Raw genomic sequence first — 16,708 nt, 5'->3', positions numbered from 1 at the left:
CGGAGCACCGAACGGCTAGAGCTATGTCCCAAAGGAGGGTGCGGCCACGCGTTACCCCAGGTCAGCGCCATGATCCAAGCGCGCCCTGCAGGATTCGAACCTGCGACCGTCGGATTAGAAGGAAGATCCTTTATTGATGGGATACGTTTCGGTAAATCGTTCCACGAGCCACTGGTACTTGTCTCGTATGGCAGCCTCTGTGTCATCGAGAGTGACAGCGGCCGTTTTTCCGGGGCGGTTCTGCATGATCATGCATCACCGGAGCGCCCCGCCTCGCGGCGCAGCACCGGTAGCAGTGCGTAACTGACAATTACACTCCGTGTTCGTCTGGGGATGATCACCACCGCTGACCGCTCACGCACTCGACCACCCTGGAGGCATGCCCCATGAAATCCACGACCCGCCGACGTCTCGCCACCCTGACCCTGGCCCTGCTCGCCCTGCCCCCGCCGCCCTCAGCTTCACTACCCCCGCCTACGCCGACGCCGACGCCGACGCCTGCCTCGCCTACGTGAATGAGAACGGCTTCCAGTACCACGACCTCCAGGAGATGGCGTGCGATGAGGCCGAACAAGGCAACCGCCACGGATGCATGGACCTTCTCCTCAACACTGACACGGGCGAGGAAGCGGCCGCTGAGGCGTGCATACGGGGAATGAGATAAGTCCGACCGGCCACGACGCCCGCGACCGGACCACTCTGTGGCCCCGGCGCCGTGAGGGCCCGCCACCACGCCGGTGGCGGGCCACCACGGCATGTACCCCAACGCGCGCTACTTGGCCCTCCGCTCCCGAACGTGGCCCCAGCCCCAAAGTAGCTGTGAGTGACCGCTGGTGCGGTGTGTGATCGTTATAAATGAACGGCAGGGCCGGGCTGCGAGGAATCTGAGCGCATCGGAGGTAGCGATGATCATGGCTATCTATCGCAGATAATGATTCATTATCTGCGATAACGTGAATGCCGTCCTGGGGGAACACCCCGCTGCGGCAGGGGTGACTCCGGGCGCTTATCTGCGATAGGGCCTCGAAGGGGGTCACCTTGGCGAACGTGCACCGCCTCCATCCGGCCGCCGGCCCGGCCGGGGTGCCTGCGCTCGGCGCCGCCGCGGCGGCCTTCCTGGAGACGATCGCCGCCGCCAACACCGCCAAGGCCTACGCCATCGCACTGCGCGCCCTGACCACCGAGCTCGGCGAGCAGGTCCCGCTGACCCACCTGGAAGGCGACAGTGGCGCTGACCGGATCGCGGCCTGGTTCACCGGCCGGTGGGGCGACGCGGCCGCCGCGACGTTCAACGCCCGCCTGGACGCGCTCGGCTCAGCCTGCGGGTGGTGGCGTGATCAGGGCTGGCTGACCGGCGACCCCCTGCGCCGCATCCGCCGGCGCCCGCGCACCCTCGACCGCACCCGCGCGCTGGCCCGCGCCGAGGTCGAGGCTCTGCTCACCAGCCCGCGCCTGGCGCTGCGGGAGCGGACGCTGTTCCGGCTGCTGTATGAGAGCGCCGCCCGCGCCCAGGAGGTGCTCGCCCTCGACGCCTGCGACCTCGACCTGCGCAACCGGCGCGCCCGGGTGCGGCGCAAGGGTGGCGCCGTCGACGTCATCGTCTGGCGCACCGCCACCGCCCGCCTGCTGCCCCGCCTGCTGGACGGCCGGCGCACCGGGCCGCTGTTCCTGACCGGCCGCCGCGCCCGCGTCGAGCTGCCGCCCGGCGACCTCGACCCGGCTACCGGAGCGGCCCGGCTGTCCTACCGCCGCGCCGCAGAGTTGTTCGAGGCCGCCACCGCCGGCCTGCCCGGCGGGCCGTACACACTCCACCAGCTCCGCCACTCCGCGCTCACCCACGCAGCCGAGGACGGTGCGAACACCTCCACCCTGCTGGCCTACTCCGGCCACACCTCGGTGGCCTCGCTGGCCCGCTACGCCCGCGTCTCACCCGATGGTTCTACGCGTGAGTTCTGGTGCCGCTGACGAGTGAAGTTCGGTACCGCCGTGTAGCCGGGCGGTGACGGTTCAGCGAGTTTTGGTACCGCTCGTGGTGGTGTGGTGGGACGTTTGATGTGCCTCGGGTCGTGAGGGGGCACTGGTGGCGCGGTTGACCAAGGTGGAGAAGTTCGCGGCGATCAGGCGGGACTCCCGGGTGGAGGGCTTGTCGCAGCGGGAGTTGGCGCGCAAGTACTCGGTGTCGCGGCGGACCGTTGCTGAGGCGCTGCGGTCGGCGTGGCCGGCACCGCGGAAGCCGATGGCGCCGCGACGGTCTCGGCTGGATCCGCTGAAACCGATGATCGATGCGATGTTGCGGGCGGATCTGGGGGCTCCGCGTAAGCAGCGACACACGGTCCGGCGGATCTTCGACCGGCTGGTCGCTGAACATGAGATGGAAGGCATCTCCTATTCGACGGTGTGCAACTACGTGGCAGTACGGCGGCCGCAGATCCGGGTGGAGGCCGGCCATGCGCCGCCGGAGGTGCCGATCGATCAAGTGCACCGGCCGGGCGAGGAGGCCGAGGTCGACTTCGGGGAGGTGTGGGTCGATCTGGCCGGGCGGCGGACCAAGTGCTACATGTTCGTGTTCCGTATGTCGTACTCGGGCAAGGCCGTGCACCACGTCACGCTGTCGTGCGGGCAGGAAGCCTTTCTCGAGGGCCATGTGCACGCGTTCAGGGTGCTGGGCGGGATCCCGACCGGCAAGGTCCGCTACGACAATCTGACCTCCGCGGTCGCTCAAGTGCTCGGATTCACCCGGGCCCGAGTAGAGAACGAACGGTGGACCGCGTTCCGCTCTCACGTGGGCTTGGACGCCTTCTACTGCCGGCCCGGTAAGGACGGCGCCCATGAGAAGGGCGGGGTAGAGGGCGAAGTCGGCCGGTTCCGCCGCAACCGGCTCGTGCCGGTCCCGCAGGTTACGGCGATCGCCGAGCTGAACGCCCTCATCGACCAATGGGATATGGAGGATGATGGCCGCCGGATCGGATCTCGCGCCCACACCGTCGGCGAGTACTTCGCCCTCGAGGCGCCACTGCTCCAGTCGCTGCCCTCCGAACCGTTCGAGACCGGCAGGGTCTTCCACCCGCGGGTTGATCGCAGGTCCCAGATCTGTGTGCGCGGTAGCCGGTACTCGGTGCCGGTGCGGCTGGTCGGTCGACAGGTCCGAGTGCTGCTGCACTCCAACGAAGTGGTGGTGTTCGCCGACAAGACGAGGTTGCCCGGCATGAACGAGCGATCGCCAAGAACTCCTCTCGACTTGAGCTGGACCACTACCTGGAGGTGTTGGTCCGTAAGCCCGGCGCGCTGCCGGGAGCGACGGCGTTGGAGCAGGCCCGCTCCGCTGGGAAGTTCACTCCAGTCCACGACGCCTGGTGGGCCGCGGTGCGGCGCGTGCACGGCGACGCGGCTGGCACCCGCGCGTTGATCGAGGTATTGATGTTGCACCGCAGCATGGCCCAGGACCATGTCGTCGCCGGGATCGCCGCCGCGCTGAAGGTGGGTGCGTTGAGCAGCGATGTTGTCGCAGTTGAGGCCCGTAAAGCCGCCCAGAGCGACCAACAGCCTGCCCGACCAGCCAGACGCTCCAGTGCCCTGCCAGTCGGGCACCCGGCTGAGCTACCCGACGACATCGTCTCGCTCACTCAGCATCGGCTGGCCTCGCTGCCCGTCGACACCCGTCCGCCACCCTCGGTCGCCGCCTACGACCAACTGCTGCCCAGCCGCCGAACAGCCACCAGCAAGGGAGATGCGTCATGACCACCCACCACCAGCTCACCCACCAGCGTGGTCTCACCGAGCCAGCCGCCGAGGCCGCCGTTGACCAGGCCTGCCGGATGCTGCGCCTGCCCACCATCCGCGGCCAGTTCACCGCCACTGCTGATGCCGCCGAACGCGAACAGCTCACCTACCGCGGATTCCTGGCCGAGCTGCTGATGGCCGAATGAAGACCGGCAACGCCGCCGCTCCGAACGCCGCATCAAGGCCGCTGGGTTCCCCCGCCAGAAATGGTTGAACGACTTCGACTTCGAGGCCAACCCCAACGTCCAGCCCGCTCTCATCCACACCCTGGCCAAATGCGACTGGGTGCGCCACGGCCAACCACTGTGCCTGATCGGTGACTCAGGCACCGGCAAGTCCCATCTGCTCATCGCGCTGGGCACCGAGGCCGCCATGGCCGAATTCCGGGTCAAGTACGTCCTGGCCGCCAAACTCGTCAACGAACTCGTCGAGGCTGCCGACGAACTCGTCCTGAATAAGACCATCGCCCGCTACGGCCGCTACGACCTTTTGTGCATCGACGAACTCGGCTACCTCGAACTCGACAAACGCGGCGCCGACCTGCTCTTCCAAGTCCTCACCGACCGCGAGGAAACCGCCAGCGTCGCCATCGCCAGCAACGAATCCTTCGGCGGCTGGACCAAAACCTTCACCGACCCACGCCTATGCGCCGCCATCGTCGACCGGCTCACCTACAACGCCACCATCATCGAAACCGGCACCGACTCCTACCGGCTCGCCCACACCCGCACCCACCAAGACGCCGCAACATGACCCTAGAGGCCACCGCATCAGTCCCACCACACCATCATCGCCAGGCCACGACTGGCACCCTTCCCGAAGAAGCTGCGCAACGCCTGCAGATGACCCGCCAGATAACCGCGCGGGTCCCTCCCAAAATCGCCGCCCATCACAGCCCGGGACTCGCCCAGGTCGACCGGCAACGCTGCGAGGAAGACCTCAACGTCCAGGCCCGCCAACACTGAAGCGACCTCAACAACGCTCGGCGGCTCAAGGAACGACACCTGCGAATACAGGCCAAGACCCATACCGGCCGCTGAATCGATCGCCGCATCGCCATCCAGAGCCCGCCGCATCGCCGACTCCACCGGCTCTCCGGCCTTCTCGCTCAACCAGAGCAAGCCCGTCCTCGCCCAATCAAGATCGAGATAATCGGACGCCGCCACTGCGCCAAAGCTGACGACCCGCTCTAGCTGCGCTGATGAAACACGAGCGGCATCCAACTCAGCCAACGGCACCCGGTCTACCTGCAACGTCACAGCCATGCCTACAGTCTGACAACCTTGCATACCTCACCCCGCCAAGCCCAGAACCGGGCACGCCAGGTGGCACCAAAATTCGTTCATACGAAACGGGCCGAAGATCGGCAAGCGGCACCAGAACTCACGCGAACCTGGCTCTCAAACTCGCTCACAGAATCACCCGCCACCGCCGACCACGACCGCATCCGCCAGATCATGACCGACGGAGCCCGAGCCTTCATTCGCGCCTACGCCGCCCGCTGACCCGATCCCCCGCGCGGCGCGTCACCGGCCTGCGGACGGACGCGATGCTCGCTGTCGCGGGTGACGGCGTGGAGCACGCCAGGTCGGTGATGGAGGCGCATCCGATCAGGACGAAGTCGCAGCCGACGCCGAGGATGGCCTCTGAAAGGACTTCTCGGTGGAGGAACTCGTGGCCCTGGGCGGTCGGCCGTGCCGTACGACTCCAGCGAAGCGTTTCATAAACGAACACCTGTGAAACAGCGCCTCCGGCTGTGCACGGCCAGGGCGGCCCGAGGTCGAGGTCACCGGACAGCAGCTTGACGCTAGCACGGCGACCGGTCAGGAACAGCGGGCCGGTACGGCGGCCGTCCAGCCGGGCGGTGGCGGTGCGCCAGACGATGACGTCGGCGGCACCCTTTGGCGCGGACCCGGACGCGGCGATCACGGCGGGGGGACGCTGGAGCAGATCGGCGCCCTGTGCGGCTCGGGCCGCCGAGCGGCCTGGATGCGCCGAAACCGCCTCCGAGCACGCGCGTCTTTACGCACTTAGAGCAGCTGGCCGCCCCCTCTATGTCAAGCCGTGGGCCGCAGGTCTTGCCGAGCCCATTCCTCGAAGCTGGTGAGCGAGAGGCCGAGGTCCCTGGCGTACTGCGGGCGGGCTGGCCCGCTATGTTCATCCACTCGTGTGAGGTACCCATCGCCGGCATTCCGGCGGCGAGTGCCTGCTGCTCGATCATGCAGCGCGATCGGCCGGGAACGCGGCGTCGCCGGTGAAGGTCGGGCCGCCGAACTGCTCTACGGCCACGTCGTTATGTCTGGAGATCGACTGGTGACCCGACAAAGGCGCGTTCAGCATCTCCGCCTCAACACCAAGGGCTGCCGGCAACCGGGCCCGCAGGGATCTGACGTCTCCTGCTCGTCCAGCAACTCGACCCACCAGCGGCCGTCGACGGCCCGGTCGGCCTTGCCGTACCAGTGTGCGGCCCCGGCCAGTCGACCGCAGCGAGTGCCGAGCTGGGCGGACCGGTGGCCACTGGCCGGGGCAGGCCCGCCTCCACCTCGAGTTGCAGCCACCGCATGGCGCTGCGGACCTCCTGCGTGACCACCGCTCATGAGTCCAGGACGAGGCGTCCAGAGAGGCGGCCGGCGCGGGGCCGCCGGCCCGGGAACCGGCGGTCCCTACATCCGGACCGCAAGACCATTCGCATCCAACCGCTTCGCAAGACCCAGCATCGATCATGCTGGCATGCAAGCGAGCAAGATCGCCTGGTCGGCCGCGCTGCTCGCGCTGACCACGACATTCACCTCCGTTGCCGCACCCGCGTCCGCCTCAGCCGCGCCGATCGCCTACAACAGCGACTTCAACGGCGACGGCTACAACGACCTGGCCGTGGGCATGCCGTCCTACCCGGCTGTCTCAGGAAGCAGCAACACCGGCCTGATCACCGTCCTGTACGGCGGCCCGGACGGTTTCACCGGGCACTCCCACCTGCGCCCGGAACCCGGCTGCATGCTCTACTCGATCAACACTCCCTGCTCGGGATGGGGCTTGGCGCTGACCGCGGCCGACACCGACGGCAACGGAAGAACCGACCTGATCTCCAGCGGCTATCGATCGCGCCAGATCCACTCCTGGACCAGCGGCAACGACACCACCCGCCAGCTTGAAACCGGCCCCAACCACATGGAGTCGCTGGCCTTCGGGCTGGCCGACCAGGGCGACCTGCGTCCCGACATCGTGGGCATCTACCGGTCGGGCTACAACCAGGCGCTCGGCGGCTGGTACAACGGCGGCGCCTTCGAGGCCAACAAGCTCAGCCCCACCCGTTCCCTCACCGCCCGGTCCGCGGTGATCGGCGACATCCACGGCGACGGGGGACTGGAGGGCATGTGGGTGGGCTGGGACTCCCTCGCCAACACCGGCACCCACCTGTGGTACAGCGGCGACCTGCGCAATCCGTCCCCCGACCCGCACGTCATGGGCAGCCCCCAGGCGTGCGAGGCCGCACCCGGCACGACCAGGCTGGCCTGCCCGAAGCCCGACTCCAAGCTGGTGCTCGGCGACGTGAACGGCAACGGCTACCGCGACCTGATCATGGTCACCCCCAGCACCGGCACCATCAACGTCTGGTACGGCGACAAATACGGCGCCGGCATGTACGGAGTCGGCTTCACCGCCCGCGACCTGACCTGGCTGACCACCCTCTCGCCGAGCGAGGGGAGCCGTACCCCGAGCCTGGCCACCGGCGACTTCAACGGCGACGGCACGGCCGACCTCGCCATCGGCCTTCCCTACGCCACGGTGTCCGGCGTGGACCGGGCCGGCGCGGTCGCCCTCATCCCCGGCTCGCCGGTCGGCCCTGCCCTGTCCCGCACGCAGATCATCACCCAGGACGGCATCGCCCCTCCCGGCGCCGACCCCACCGGCGACCCGGTCAGCGAGCAGTCGGTCTCCGGCGACGCCTTCGGCCTGTCGGTCTCGATCATCGACCTCACCCGGGACGGCAAGGGCGAACTCGTGGTGGGCGCGCCCGGCAAGAACGCCTTCCAGGGCATGCTGGCCGTCCTGCCCGGCACCGCCACCGGCATCCCGGCCGGCGGCCAGGTCGTCCATGCCGCCGCGGCCGGGCTCGGCGAGGCCGGCCGGTTCGGTTACGCCCTGCTGCACTGAGCCGTCCGACTTACCGCCTGTGGCATGTCAGTACCTCACGCACCGTTCGGCAATCATTGGAGGCGAGTGATCATTTCGTGCCGCAAGGCAGGGAACGCTCCGGCGTTGCATGATCATGCAGAGTCGCCTCCGAAAAGCGGACATCAGTGCATACATCTTCGGTTCGTTCATGCATGGGATTAGCTGTCTGCGTTTGCGCAGGTCAGCCTTATGCAATCCCGGGCAGAGCGGATTCTGGCTGGTGTCGACCTCGGAGGGGGCGCAAAGCGCTTCGCCACCGCCAGCCCCCTTCGCTCGTAGAGATCACGCACCGGGCCTATCTGCTCCTGCCTTCCAGACCCGGACTGTGCCGTCGCCACTAGCGCTGGCCAGCAGGTGACTGTCAGGGCTCCACGCCAACGCGTTCACCGCGCCGTCGTGGGCGGTGAGTGGCTGGCCTTCTTCGCTCCCGACAACCTGCCGCGCCAGGTCCAGGCCGGACAGAGCGACCTCGACGAGCTCCAGGTTGACCAGACTCTGGTCCTGCTGGTCTCATACAGCCTCACCACCGTGAGCACCCAAGACGTCCCGGACGCGCGAGCGTCCGGCAGCGGAATGAGCGGTCAGGCCGTAGCGGGCCGGCTCATCCAGGCGCCGCAGCGGGGCACCGCAGCCTCCAACTCCAGCCGGCCGAGCTCAGTGCTGCTGCGCCCGCGCCTGGTCCCTGCGGCCCGCCGGGTCAAGGCCGCCGGTGACGTCATGCCTGAAGCGCTCCCCCGCCGCCGCTGACCCTGGACGCTCCCCGCCCCTCTCCACCTTTGTCCAATCGTCTCGTCTCATCCTTCGCGCGCGTCTGCACGCGCAGGGGCACGCGCTGAGACATGAGACAAAGCCGTTGGACAACGGGCCCGGGTTCCCTCCGAGACCATGATCTTTTCCGGTGCGTACCTAGCTGACGCAGTCTTGGGTGCTGCTTCCCAGAGCCACCCCGGCGACGATGCCGTCCTTCTCGGGGAAGAACTCGTAGTAGGCCTTCGGGTTGCCGGGGACGGAGACATAGGGCCGGCCGGTGTCCAGCACGAACTTCAGCCGCGGGTAGGCCTTCTTGACCTGCTTCATCGTGGAGCCGATGCCGATGCCCTCAGGGGTCTTGACGCCCCTGGGCGCGAAGATGACCGCGACGCCGACCTTCTTGGAGATGTACAGGCCCACCCGGGACTTGCCGGTGGGGTGCGCCCTGAAGTACCACCCCGAGCATGTTCCCCCAGCGGCGGTCCGCTTGCGCGCCACCTTTCCGGTTGCTTTGGCCTTCTTCGCGCTCATCCCCAGCTTGACCTTGCCATACCCGTAGGGTCCCAGCGTGGGCCCAGCGTCCTGAGCAAGCGCGGGCGTCCCCGAGGCGAGGAGCGCCCCGCCGGTCAGCACCGCGACAAGCACCTTCTTCATGACGGCCCTCCTTCTCTACCCGCGAGCCGTACACCCCCTTTGGACTGACGGCAGGGAGAAGAAGTTCACCAGATGAAACGTCTGGTATCGCTCGCTGAGAGCGGCCTCACGATCGCCATGCGCCTGGATGCTCGAGGAAGGGAGCTGGGGGCGATCGACGGTCCGGTAGCTGACGCGGTCGACGGACCCGAGGTCATGAGCGAGCGCAAATATTCTCTACCACTCTCGAGGCCGGCCCGCCCCGGCCGGTGGCCGCCGCAGTGGGAGCGACACCTGCCCGGCGTGCCGTACCAACCGCCCTGCCACTGAGAGCCGCACCAGGCGCTTCGCGAGTCGAGTCACCAACCTGGCCCCCCTTGCGGCTCGGCGATGAGGGAGGTCATCTCCGCACTCTGAAGTCACGGAATTCGGCGAGGACATCGAACCCGGCCAGACCGACCCGGCCCACGCCTTCTGGGTCGACTCCGGGCACCTCGCGCCGGGACACCTGCCGGCCGTCCAGATAGAAGGTGTAGGTCGAGCCCTTCCTGGTCACCTTGAGCGTGTGGAAGTCATCGGGGTCGAAGCCGAACGGCCAGGAGATGCGCTCCCAGCTGAACGCGCCCTTCTCCATCACCAGGACGGTGAGCTTGCCGTCCGCGGTGAGCGGTTCGACGTAGTAGCCGATGTCGTTGCCGGGCTCGGTGTTGGAGAACAGCAAGCCGTACTTCGGGGTCTTGTCCCGGCGGCCGTACTCGAGCAGGCGCGTGCGGACCGAGAGCGTGAAGCTGGTGCTCATCGGCCGCTTCGTCCACATCAGGAACCCCCAGCCGGGGCCGGTGGGTTCTTGGGGGTATCCGGTCAGCTTGGCGCTGCGTGGGCCGGTGATGTCCCACTCCGACACGTCACCCCTTGTATCCCAGCGTCCAGACGCTGCAGGGCGTCGGGTGGGGGTGCCCGTCGGGGTGGGCGTGGGAGTGGCGGCCGGCGAGGGGGTCGGGCTTGTGCTCGGGGTGGCCTTCCGGGCGGAAGCCGGCGGGGTCGTACCGGTCGGCGTGCCGGGCGCCGGCGTGGCAGGAGCCGGCGGGGCTGAGGCTGACAGGCCGAGCGTGGTGGTGGCCGCTGGGTCTGCGACGGCGTGCGGCCCGGTCAAGGGCGCCGGCCACAGGATGTAGGCCGCACCCACCGCCACCGCCACCCCGGCCGCCGCCGCCACGGGACGTCCCCACTTGGTGGTACGGCGGGCAGCCTGGTCTGGTCTGGGCGCCGCCGGTGTGGTGTCACGGCGAGAAACCCCGGCTTCGCCGGGGCCGCTGTCCCCGTGAGGGCCACTGGGCACGCGGTCCCGGGGAGGCGTCACAGGTGCGGCGGCCGGAGAGCCGTCCATCAGCGCGTGCCAGGCCGTCTGTGCGTCAGGGCGCAGCGCGGGATCCTTCTGGAAACACGCCTTCAGCACGTCGTGCAGCGGCTCACCGATGGCCTGGAGGTCAGGCTCGGCGGTGAGGACCCGATGCATGACCGCAGGGACGGAGTCGAGACCAAAGGCGGGCGAACCGGTGGCGGCGTAGACCATCGTCCCGGCCCACGAGAACAGGTCCGAGGCGGGCCCGATCTGCTCGGCCCGAATCTGCTCGGGCGACATGTACCCGGGCGAGCCCACCACGCTGCTGGCGGTGACGGAGGAGGCGTCCAGCGCCCTGGCGATGCCGAAGTCGATCACCCTGGGCCCGTCAGCGGCGAGCAACACGTTGGAAGGCTTGAAATCGCGGTGCACGATGCCCGCCCGGTGGATGGAGATCAGCGCGGTCATGGTCGCCACCGCGAGCCGTACCAGATCGTCGCCGGTCAAGGGGCCACGCGTGCGTACGGCCTGCTGGAGGGAGACGCCCTCGACCAGTTCGGAGACGATGTACGGCACCGCGCCCGCGAATCCGACGTCGAGCACGCGTGCCGTACAGAACTGGGCCACCCGGCGGGTCAGCTCGACCTCACGCTGGAAGCGCTGCACGGCGGCGGCGTCACCGGCGAAGCGGGCGTGCAGGACCTTGGCCGCGATGGCGGTGCCGTCCGGCGCCCGTCCGGCGAAGACGGAGCCCTGGCCGCCCTCGCCGAGGAAACCGAGAAGCGTGTAGGGGCCCAGCGCTGTCGGATCCCCCTGGCGCAGTGGCTGCATGAAGGGGATCTTAGGGTGAATCAGGTACGAACCAGCGCCGGAGCCGGCATTCCATCAGATCACGCAACGCGCCGGGATGGCCGGTGGCGATGACGGGCCGATCAGGTTCTGCGTGAGATGACCATGAGGTATTCGCAGGGCGCGTTCGTCTCGCGACGGTGAGGGTCAGCCCGGTGGAGACCTGGGCGGGGAGGTGATGGACGATCATCTCTGCCCCTCCCGCGCCCGCGGCCGCTCGAAGCCCGTTTCCGGGTCACGGGACGAGTGTGGTTGCGCATGACCTCGGCCACCCCGGACGCGGCGGTGTCCGGCGCTCCGATCAGGTCCGGCAGCGACGCGTCGGGCGCGAGCGCGTGACCGACGTGGCCATCACTAACCGGCGCACGTGAGCGGTTTGATCGCGCCGGATGGCTCCGAAGCGTTCGCCAGCCTCGAGCGCGTGTGGATCGGCGCGGGCGACCTCTCAGTGTTCACCGGGCGGCTCGAGCCGATCCGCGACCGGGCCGAGCCGGTGTGGGAGAGAGCCGCGATCAACGACTGGAGCGCCGCGGTCCCGACACCGGGCCACACCTCAGGCCACACCACTTCGTCTAGCAACCACCACCGCTGGCTTCGCCGAAATCGGGTAGTTGACATCGACTACTCGAAGAATGATAGTTGATCCTGACTAGAGGAGCCCCGATGCCGAAGCCGCGCAAACCCGCGAACCTGCTGGCCCTGGCCGTCCTGTCGTACCTGAGCTGGCGGCCGATGCACCCGTACGAGCTGAGCCGTACGCTGCGGGACCACGGAGACGACCGCAGCATCAAGTTCACCCACGGATCGCTCTACATGGTGGTCGGCCAGCTCCTCAAGGCGGGGCTGATCGCCGAGGTGGAGACCAGCCGCCAGGGGCAGTTGCCGGAGCGGACCGTGTACAGCCTGACCGAGGCGGGGCGCCTTGAACTGCGCGACTGGCTGCGCGAGCTGGTCGAACAGCCCAGGCACGAGTATCCCGGCTTCGTCGCGGCACTGTCGCTGATCGGGGCGCTACCTCCGGACGAGGCCGTGGCGCTGTTGCGGGGGCGGCTGGAGCGGCTGGCCGAGCGGCGCAAGGAGACCGTGGCGCTGATCGACGGCACGCTCAGCTCCGGCCTTCCGGAGCTGTTCGTCATCGAGGAGGAGTACCGGCTCGCGGTGCTCGACGCCGAGATCGCCTTCGTCGAGCGGTTCGTCCGCCGCATCGTGGAACCCGGGACGGGCTGGCACGACGCGTGGGCGCGGGCGCACGGCCGCTTCGCGACAGGGGGTGGGCCGCCAGGTTGACCCCGAAAACGATCTCGGCCGAGGTGCGGGAACACCACGGCCGAGGTCGCCTCGTACTGATCCCGCGGGAACGGAACCGGTCGCACGAGATAGGCAACCACCAGCGTAGCCGGAACTCTCCTCCGCGGAATGTCTCACCACGAGCCTGCTCTCTGGAGGAGTTCTGTCATGTTCCTTGCCGTTCGTCCGCCGTTAGCCGCCCGCTGGGCCGCTCTCGGCGCGGTAGCCGGTCCTGCCCTGTTCGAGCTGTCCTGGCTCGTGCTCGGCTTCCTCAGTCCCGGGTACACGCTCTTCGGCCACCGGTTCGCCGGCTATTCGCCCCTCAGCCAGCCGGTCAGCGGGCTCGGCATGGGCGCGACCGGACCGTACATGAACGCGGCGTTCGTCGTCACCGGCGTCATGCTGATCGTCGGCGTGGCCGGCGTCTTCCGTACGATCCAGCCGCCCGCCCGTACGACCGTCACCGTGCTGCTCGCGCTCTCCGGAGCCGGGCACATCATCTGCGGGCTCTTCGATCTGGAGCACGTGCTTCCGCACTCCCTCGGCTACCTGCTGGCCATCGGCGCTCCGGTGATCGGCTTCGCGGCTGCCGGGGCGTCGCTGCACCGCCTGCCGGAGTGGCGCCGGCCAGGCATCTGGTTGCTGGCGGCAGGCCCGCTGACGCTGGTCCTGCTCGTCGCGTTCTTCCTGACCTTCCGGCAGACCCCGGACGGAGCCGAGCACGGGTTCGCCGGTCTGGTGCAACGGCTGGGCATCGTCGAGGTGCACGCCTGCTTCGCGGCCATGGGGTGGCTGGCGTTCCGGGGACGGAGGCGGTCGTGAAGATCATCCTGCCGCGCGTGGCGGCTGTGGTGGCGCTGGCGGTCGCGCTCACCACCAGTCCGGCGCCTGCCGTCGCGTCCGCCACCTGCAGTGAGATGCGCGTGCCGGTCGCGACCGCGGTGGACCAGCCCGCACGCCATCGAATCTGGGGCCGGCTGTGCCTCCCCGCGGGCCGTACCGCCACCACGGTCCACGTGCTCGTCCACGGCCTGAACTACAGCCACGTGTACTGGGATTTCCCCTACCGCCGCCACCACTACTCCTACGTCGAGCGGGCCGGCCGGGCGGGTCACGCGACGTTCAATCTCGATCGCATCGGTGTCGGCCGCAGTTCCCACCCGGCCAGTGGCGAGGTGACCACGCAGTCCAACGCCCTGGCCGTCGCCCAGGTGGTCGCCGCGTTGCGGGCGGGCACGGCCGGGCGGCGGCCGTTCGCCAAGGTGGTGCTCGTCGGGCACTCCTACGGCGCCGAGGTCGCGATACTCGCCGCCTCCCGCTTCCACGCCGCCGACGCCCTGGTGCTCACCGGCACCTCCCGCCTCAAGTCGCCCTCCGCGGCGGCGCTCGCGGCCCGGTACGGCCAGCCGGTGAGCGAGGTGCCGCGACTGGCCGCGCAGGTGCCCGCGGGAGACTACGGTTATGTGACGGTTCGAGACGAGCAGCGGCCCGCGCTCATGTACCACCGGCCGGCCGCCGACCCCGAGGTCATCGCGCGGGACAGCGCCACGAAGGAGACCAACACGATCAGCGAGCTGATGACCATCGGCGACGCCGCCGCCCCCGGGGTGAGCGAGGCCGTCTCCGTGCCGGTGTTGTTCGTCGTCGGCGACCGGGACCGCCTGATCTGCGCCGCCGACGCCAACGACTGCAGCTCACCGGTCGCCCTCGTGCGAGACCAGCGGCCGTACTACCCGGGCGCGCCCCGGGTGGACGCCGTCGTGCTGGACGACGTCGGCCACGCGATCAACCTGCACCGCAGGGCTCCCATGGCGTACATCAGGATGCTCGACTGGATCACCCGGAACGGCTGAGAGCAACGACCTCGTCCATAGCCGGGATCGAGGCGCGACGGCGGTGCCGATCTCGGGCAGGTGGTCCCGGCGGCCGCGCGCAAGGCGGTGATGTCCTGACCCCCCTTCACGGCCTTCGCGGCAGGCTCACGGTGACCACCAGGCCGCCGCCGTCCCGCGGCTCAGCCCGGACGGTTCCGGCGTGGGCGTCCGCGATGGCCCGCACGATGGACAGGCCCAGGCCGAAGCCGCGTTCCCCGCCGTCCCCGACCGGCGGCCGGTTGTCCTGAAGCCGGCGGAACGGCTGGAACAGCGCCGCCACCTCGTACCGGGGAATCACCGGCCCGCTGTTGGCGACCTCCAGCATCGCCAGGCCGTCCTCGGTCCAGGTGCGCACCGACAACCACGCGCCGGCCTCGCGCACGTTGTGCCTGATCGCGTTCTCCACGAGGTTCTGCACCAGCCGTTCCAGCAGGTAGGGGTCGCCTGCCACGGGCGCCTCCGCCAGGTCGGCGGACGAGACCTTCACCGGGCCCTCCCCCGCCGTCGTGAGGAGCACGGTGCCGGCGACGTCGTCCAGATCGACGGGATGGCGTTCGGTCACCTCGTTCTCGCTGTCGGCGAGGATCAGCAGGCCGTCGACGAGCCGCGCGTGCCGGTCGTTGACGGCGAGCAGCGCCCGGCCCAGCTCCCGCGCGTCGGAGGAGGCTCCCGGCCGGGTGACGGCCACCTCGATCAGCGCGCTCTTGACCGCCAGCGGGGTGCGCAGCTCGTGCGAGGCGCTGGCCACGAAGCGGCGCTGGCCGTCGAACGAGCCGTCCAGACGCTCCAGCATCAGGTCGAACGTGTCGGCCAGTTCCTTGATCTCGTCGCGCGGCCCGGTCAGCGCGATGCGCTCGTGCAGGCCGCGTCCCATTCCGCCGGCGATCCGGCGGGCGGTCTCGGTGATCCGGTGCACGGGGGCCAGCACCCGTCCGGCGAACGTCCACGCGAGCGCGCCGCCGGTCAGGCCCACGCCGCCGAGCGCGACGCAGCCCATGGTGAGCAGGGAGTCGAGCAGGTCCTCACGGTACTGGCGCTGCTGCGCCTGGATCTGCGTGACGTACTCGCGCAGCCCGACCTGCCTGCCGTCCACCTCGATCTGCCCGGCGAGCTGGAGCTGGGTGCCGTCCAGGCCCGCGGCGAGCGCCGGGTATCTGCTCGCCAGCCCGTTGTCCATCTGCTGGGCCACCAGCAGATAGGTCACCGCCAGCAGGACGATCCCGCCGGCCAGCAGCAACCCGCCGTACACGAGGGTGAGCCGTAGGCGGAACGTCATGGGATCCGGTACCCCTTCTCCGGCACGGTGATCACCACGGGCGGGTCGCCGAGCTTCCTGCGCAGCTTCATGATGGTGACGCGCACCACGTTCGTGAACGGGTCGATGTGCTCGTCCCAGACCCGTTCGAGCAGGTCCTCGGCCGACACCGCGGCGCCCTCGGCCCGCAGCAACTCGGTCAGCACCGCGAACTCGCGGTTCCCGAGGACGACCGGCCGCCCGTCGCGCCGCACCTCGCGACGGGCCGGGTCCAGCCGGATCCCGGCGCGTTCCAGCACGGGCGGTGCGGCCGGGCGCGAACGGCGGGCCAGCGCGTGCACCCGGGCGGACAGCTCCAGGAACGCGAACGGCTTGGGCAAGTAGTCGTCGGCCCCGATGGACAGCCCGGCCACCCGGTCACGCAGCCGCCCGGCGGCGGTCAGCATCAGCACCCGCGCACGCGAGCGCGACTCGACGATCCACCGGCACACCTCGTCGCCGTGCACGCGGGGCAGATCCCGGTCGAGCACGACCACGTCGTAGTCGTTGCTGTACACGCGCTCCAGCGCAGCCTGCCCGTCGTAGGTCACATCGACCGCGAACGACTCGCGGCGCAGCCACTCGGCGATCCCGTCCGCGATGATCCGCTCGTCCTCAACCACCAGAACCCGCACGGGCGTCCCCTCTCCTCGGTCGCGCCCATCCTCCGCCCCGGCAGGTGAAGCGGGCGTAACCCCGGCCCGAGTTACGTCGTGGATACCG

The 16,708-nt window shown here is 69.3% G+C and carries 16 protein-coding genes and 1 pseudogene; 10 read left to right on the top strand and 7 right to left on the bottom strand.

Translation table 11 applies throughout. The features are described from left to right. The first annotated feature begins 1,047 nt into the window (after positions 1 to 1,047). From AB0I67_RS39680 to istB, 4 genes and pseudogenes are all read left to right on the top strand, one after another. Positions 1,048 to 1,965 carry a site-specific integrase gene (locus tag AB0I67_RS39680; RefSeq protein ID WP_357935338.1) on the top strand — a complete coding sequence of 306 codons (918 nt, stop codon included), beginning with the start codon at positions 1,048 to 1,050 and terminating at the stop codon, positions 1,963 to 1,965. A 115-nt stretch (positions 1,966 to 2,080) separates the two neighbouring features. Then, positions 2,081 to 3,738: pseudogene (gene istA, locus AB0I67_RS39675) on the top strand (IS21 family transposase). After that, complete coding sequence (locus AB0I67_RS39670) at positions 3,735 to 3,926, top strand: hypothetical protein (RefSeq protein WP_357935281.1); 192 nt, start codon at positions 3,735 to 3,737, stop codon at positions 3,924 to 3,926. Before istA ends, AB0I67_RS39670 begins: the two are co-directional and overlap by 4 nt. A gap of 31 nt (positions 3,927 to 3,957) precedes the next feature. Continuing rightward, positions 3,958 to 4,533 carry an IS21-like element helper ATPase IstB gene (istB, locus tag AB0I67_RS39665; protein ID WP_357935335.1) on the top strand — a complete coding sequence of 192 codons (576 nt, stop codon included), beginning with the start codon at positions 3,958 to 3,960 and terminating at the stop codon, positions 4,531 to 4,533. A 17-nt stretch (positions 4,534 to 4,550) separates the two neighbouring features. Here istB and AB0I67_RS39660 read toward each other — a convergent pair whose 3' ends face one another. Continuing rightward, positions 4,551 to 5,045 (bottom strand): hypothetical protein, encoded by a 495-nt coding sequence (locus tag AB0I67_RS39660; RefSeq protein ID WP_357935278.1) that lies wholly within the window; start codon positions 5,043 to 5,045, stop codon positions 4,551 to 4,553. Between the two features lie 214 nt (positions 5,046 to 5,259). Continuing rightward, the gene (locus AB0I67_RS39655; protein ID WP_357935274.1) at positions 5,260 to 5,709 is read right to left on the bottom strand and encodes a hypothetical protein; all 450 of its coding nucleotides are present in this window, start codon (positions 5,707 to 5,709) and stop codon (positions 5,260 to 5,262) included. Positions 5,710 to 6,510: 801 nt separating this feature from the next. Between AB0I67_RS39655 and AB0I67_RS39650 the strand changes: the two genes are divergently transcribed. Further along, entirely contained in the window at positions 6,511 to 7,935 is a 1,425-nt protein-coding gene (locus AB0I67_RS39650; RefSeq protein WP_357935271.1) for an FG-GAP and VCBS repeat-containing protein, read from the top strand. 303 nt (positions 7,936 to 8,238) lie between these two features. Here AB0I67_RS39650 and AB0I67_RS39645 read toward each other — a convergent pair whose 3' ends face one another. After that, positions 8,239 to 8,343, bottom strand: coding sequence for a WD40 repeat domain-containing protein (locus tag AB0I67_RS39645; RefSeq protein ID WP_357935268.1), 105 nt, complete (start codon positions 8,341 to 8,343; stop codon positions 8,239 to 8,241). A 9-nt stretch (positions 8,344 to 8,352) separates the two neighbouring features. Between AB0I67_RS39645 and AB0I67_RS39640 the strand changes: the two genes are divergently transcribed. After that, complete coding sequence (locus AB0I67_RS39640) at positions 8,353 to 8,703, top strand: hypothetical protein (RefSeq protein WP_357935265.1); 351 nt, start codon at positions 8,353 to 8,355, stop codon at positions 8,701 to 8,703. Positions 8,704 to 8,862: 159 nt separating this feature from the next. Here the strand turns inward: AB0I67_RS39640 and AB0I67_RS39635 are convergent, their stop codons facing one another. Together AB0I67_RS39635 and AB0I67_RS39630 are read right to left on the bottom strand one after the other, a co-directional pair. After that, positions 8,863 to 9,360, bottom strand: a complete 498-nt coding sequence (locus AB0I67_RS39635) for a hypothetical protein (protein ID WP_357935262.1) — start codon at positions 9,358 to 9,360, stop codon at positions 8,863 to 8,865. A gap of 379 nt (positions 9,361 to 9,739) precedes the next feature. Continuing rightward, positions 9,740 to 11,512, bottom strand: coding sequence for a protein kinase (locus AB0I67_RS39630; RefSeq protein WP_357935259.1), 1,773 nt, complete (start codon positions 11,510 to 11,512; stop codon positions 9,740 to 9,742). Between the two features lie 385 nt (positions 11,513 to 11,897). Between AB0I67_RS39630 and AB0I67_RS39625 the strand changes: the two genes are divergently transcribed. From AB0I67_RS39625 to AB0I67_RS39610, 4 genes are all read left to right on the top strand, one after another. Further along, positions 11,898 to 12,173: a hypothetical protein gene (locus AB0I67_RS39625; RefSeq protein WP_357935257.1), complete on the top strand. Its 276-nt coding sequence runs from the start codon at positions 11,898 to 11,900 to the stop codon at positions 12,171 to 12,173. 20 nt (positions 12,174 to 12,193) lie between these two features. Next, positions 12,194 to 12,817 (top strand): PadR family transcriptional regulator, encoded by a 624-nt coding sequence (locus AB0I67_RS39620; RefSeq protein WP_357935254.1) that lies wholly within the window; start codon positions 12,194 to 12,196, stop codon positions 12,815 to 12,817. Between the two features lie 168 nt (positions 12,818 to 12,985). Next, complete coding sequence (locus AB0I67_RS39615; protein ID WP_357935251.1) at positions 12,986 to 13,639, top strand: DUF998 domain-containing protein; 654 nt, start codon at positions 12,986 to 12,988, stop codon at positions 13,637 to 13,639. Next, entirely contained in the window at positions 13,636 to 14,670 is a 1,035-nt protein-coding gene (locus AB0I67_RS39610; RefSeq protein WP_357935248.1) for an alpha/beta hydrolase, read from the top strand. Before AB0I67_RS39615 ends, AB0I67_RS39610 begins: the two co-directional genes overlap by 4 nt. A 106-nt stretch (positions 14,671 to 14,776) precedes the next feature. Here the strand turns inward: AB0I67_RS39610 and AB0I67_RS39605 are convergent, their stop codons facing one another. Together AB0I67_RS39605 and AB0I67_RS39600 are read right to left on the bottom strand one after the other, a co-directional pair. Beyond that, positions 14,777 to 15,967, bottom strand: coding sequence for a HAMP domain-containing sensor histidine kinase (locus tag AB0I67_RS39605; RefSeq protein ID WP_357935245.1), 1,191 nt, complete (start codon positions 15,965 to 15,967; stop codon positions 14,777 to 14,779). Continuing rightward, positions 15,964 to 16,620, bottom strand: coding sequence for a response regulator transcription factor (locus tag AB0I67_RS39600; RefSeq protein ID WP_357935242.1), 657 nt, complete (start codon positions 16,618 to 16,620; stop codon positions 15,964 to 15,966). The genes AB0I67_RS39605 and AB0I67_RS39600 overlap by 4 nt, the downstream gene beginning before the upstream one ends. Positions 16,621 to 16,708 lie beyond the last annotated feature (88 nt).

The sequence above is a fragment of the Nonomuraea sp. NPDC050310 genome, from assembly GCF_040655795.1.
GTDB lineage: Bacteria > Actinomycetota > Actinomycetes > Streptosporangiales > Streptosporangiaceae > Nonomuraea.
This window is presented reverse-complemented; position numbering and strand designations above follow the sequence as displayed.

Excerpts from the sequence above, each read along its gene's own strand:
- AB0I67_RS39605 (WP_357935245.1), bottom strand. The coding sequence starts at position 15,967 with ATGACGTTCCGCCTACGGCTCACCCTCGTGTACGGCGGGTTGCTGCTG.
- AB0I67_RS39615 (WP_357935251.1), top strand. The coding sequence starts at position 12,986 with ATGTTCCTTGCCGTTCGTCCGCCGTTAGCCGCCCGCTGGGCCGCTCTC.
- AB0I67_RS39635 (WP_357935262.1), bottom strand. The coding sequence starts at position 9,360 with ATGAAGAAGGTGCTTGTCGCGGTGCTGACCGGCGGGGCGCTCCTCGCC.
- AB0I67_RS39630 (WP_357935259.1), bottom strand. The coding sequence starts at position 11,512 with ATGCAGCCACTGCGCCAGGGGGATCCGACAGCGCTGGGCCCCTACACG.
- AB0I67_RS39620 (WP_357935254.1), top strand. The coding sequence starts at position 12,194 with ATGCCGAAGCCGCGCAAACCCGCGAACCTGCTGGCCCTGGCCGTCCTG.
- AB0I67_RS39670 (WP_357935281.1), top strand. The coding sequence starts at position 3,735 with ATGACCACCCACCACCAGCTCACCCACCAGCGTGGTCTCACCGAGCCA.
- AB0I67_RS39660 (WP_357935278.1), bottom strand. The coding sequence starts at position 5,045 with ATGGCTGTGACGTTGCAGGTAGACCGGGTGCCGTTGGCTGAGTTGGAT.
- AB0I67_RS39650 (WP_357935271.1), top strand. The coding sequence starts at position 6,511 with ATGCAAGCGAGCAAGATCGCCTGGTCGGCCGCGCTGCTCGCGCTGACC.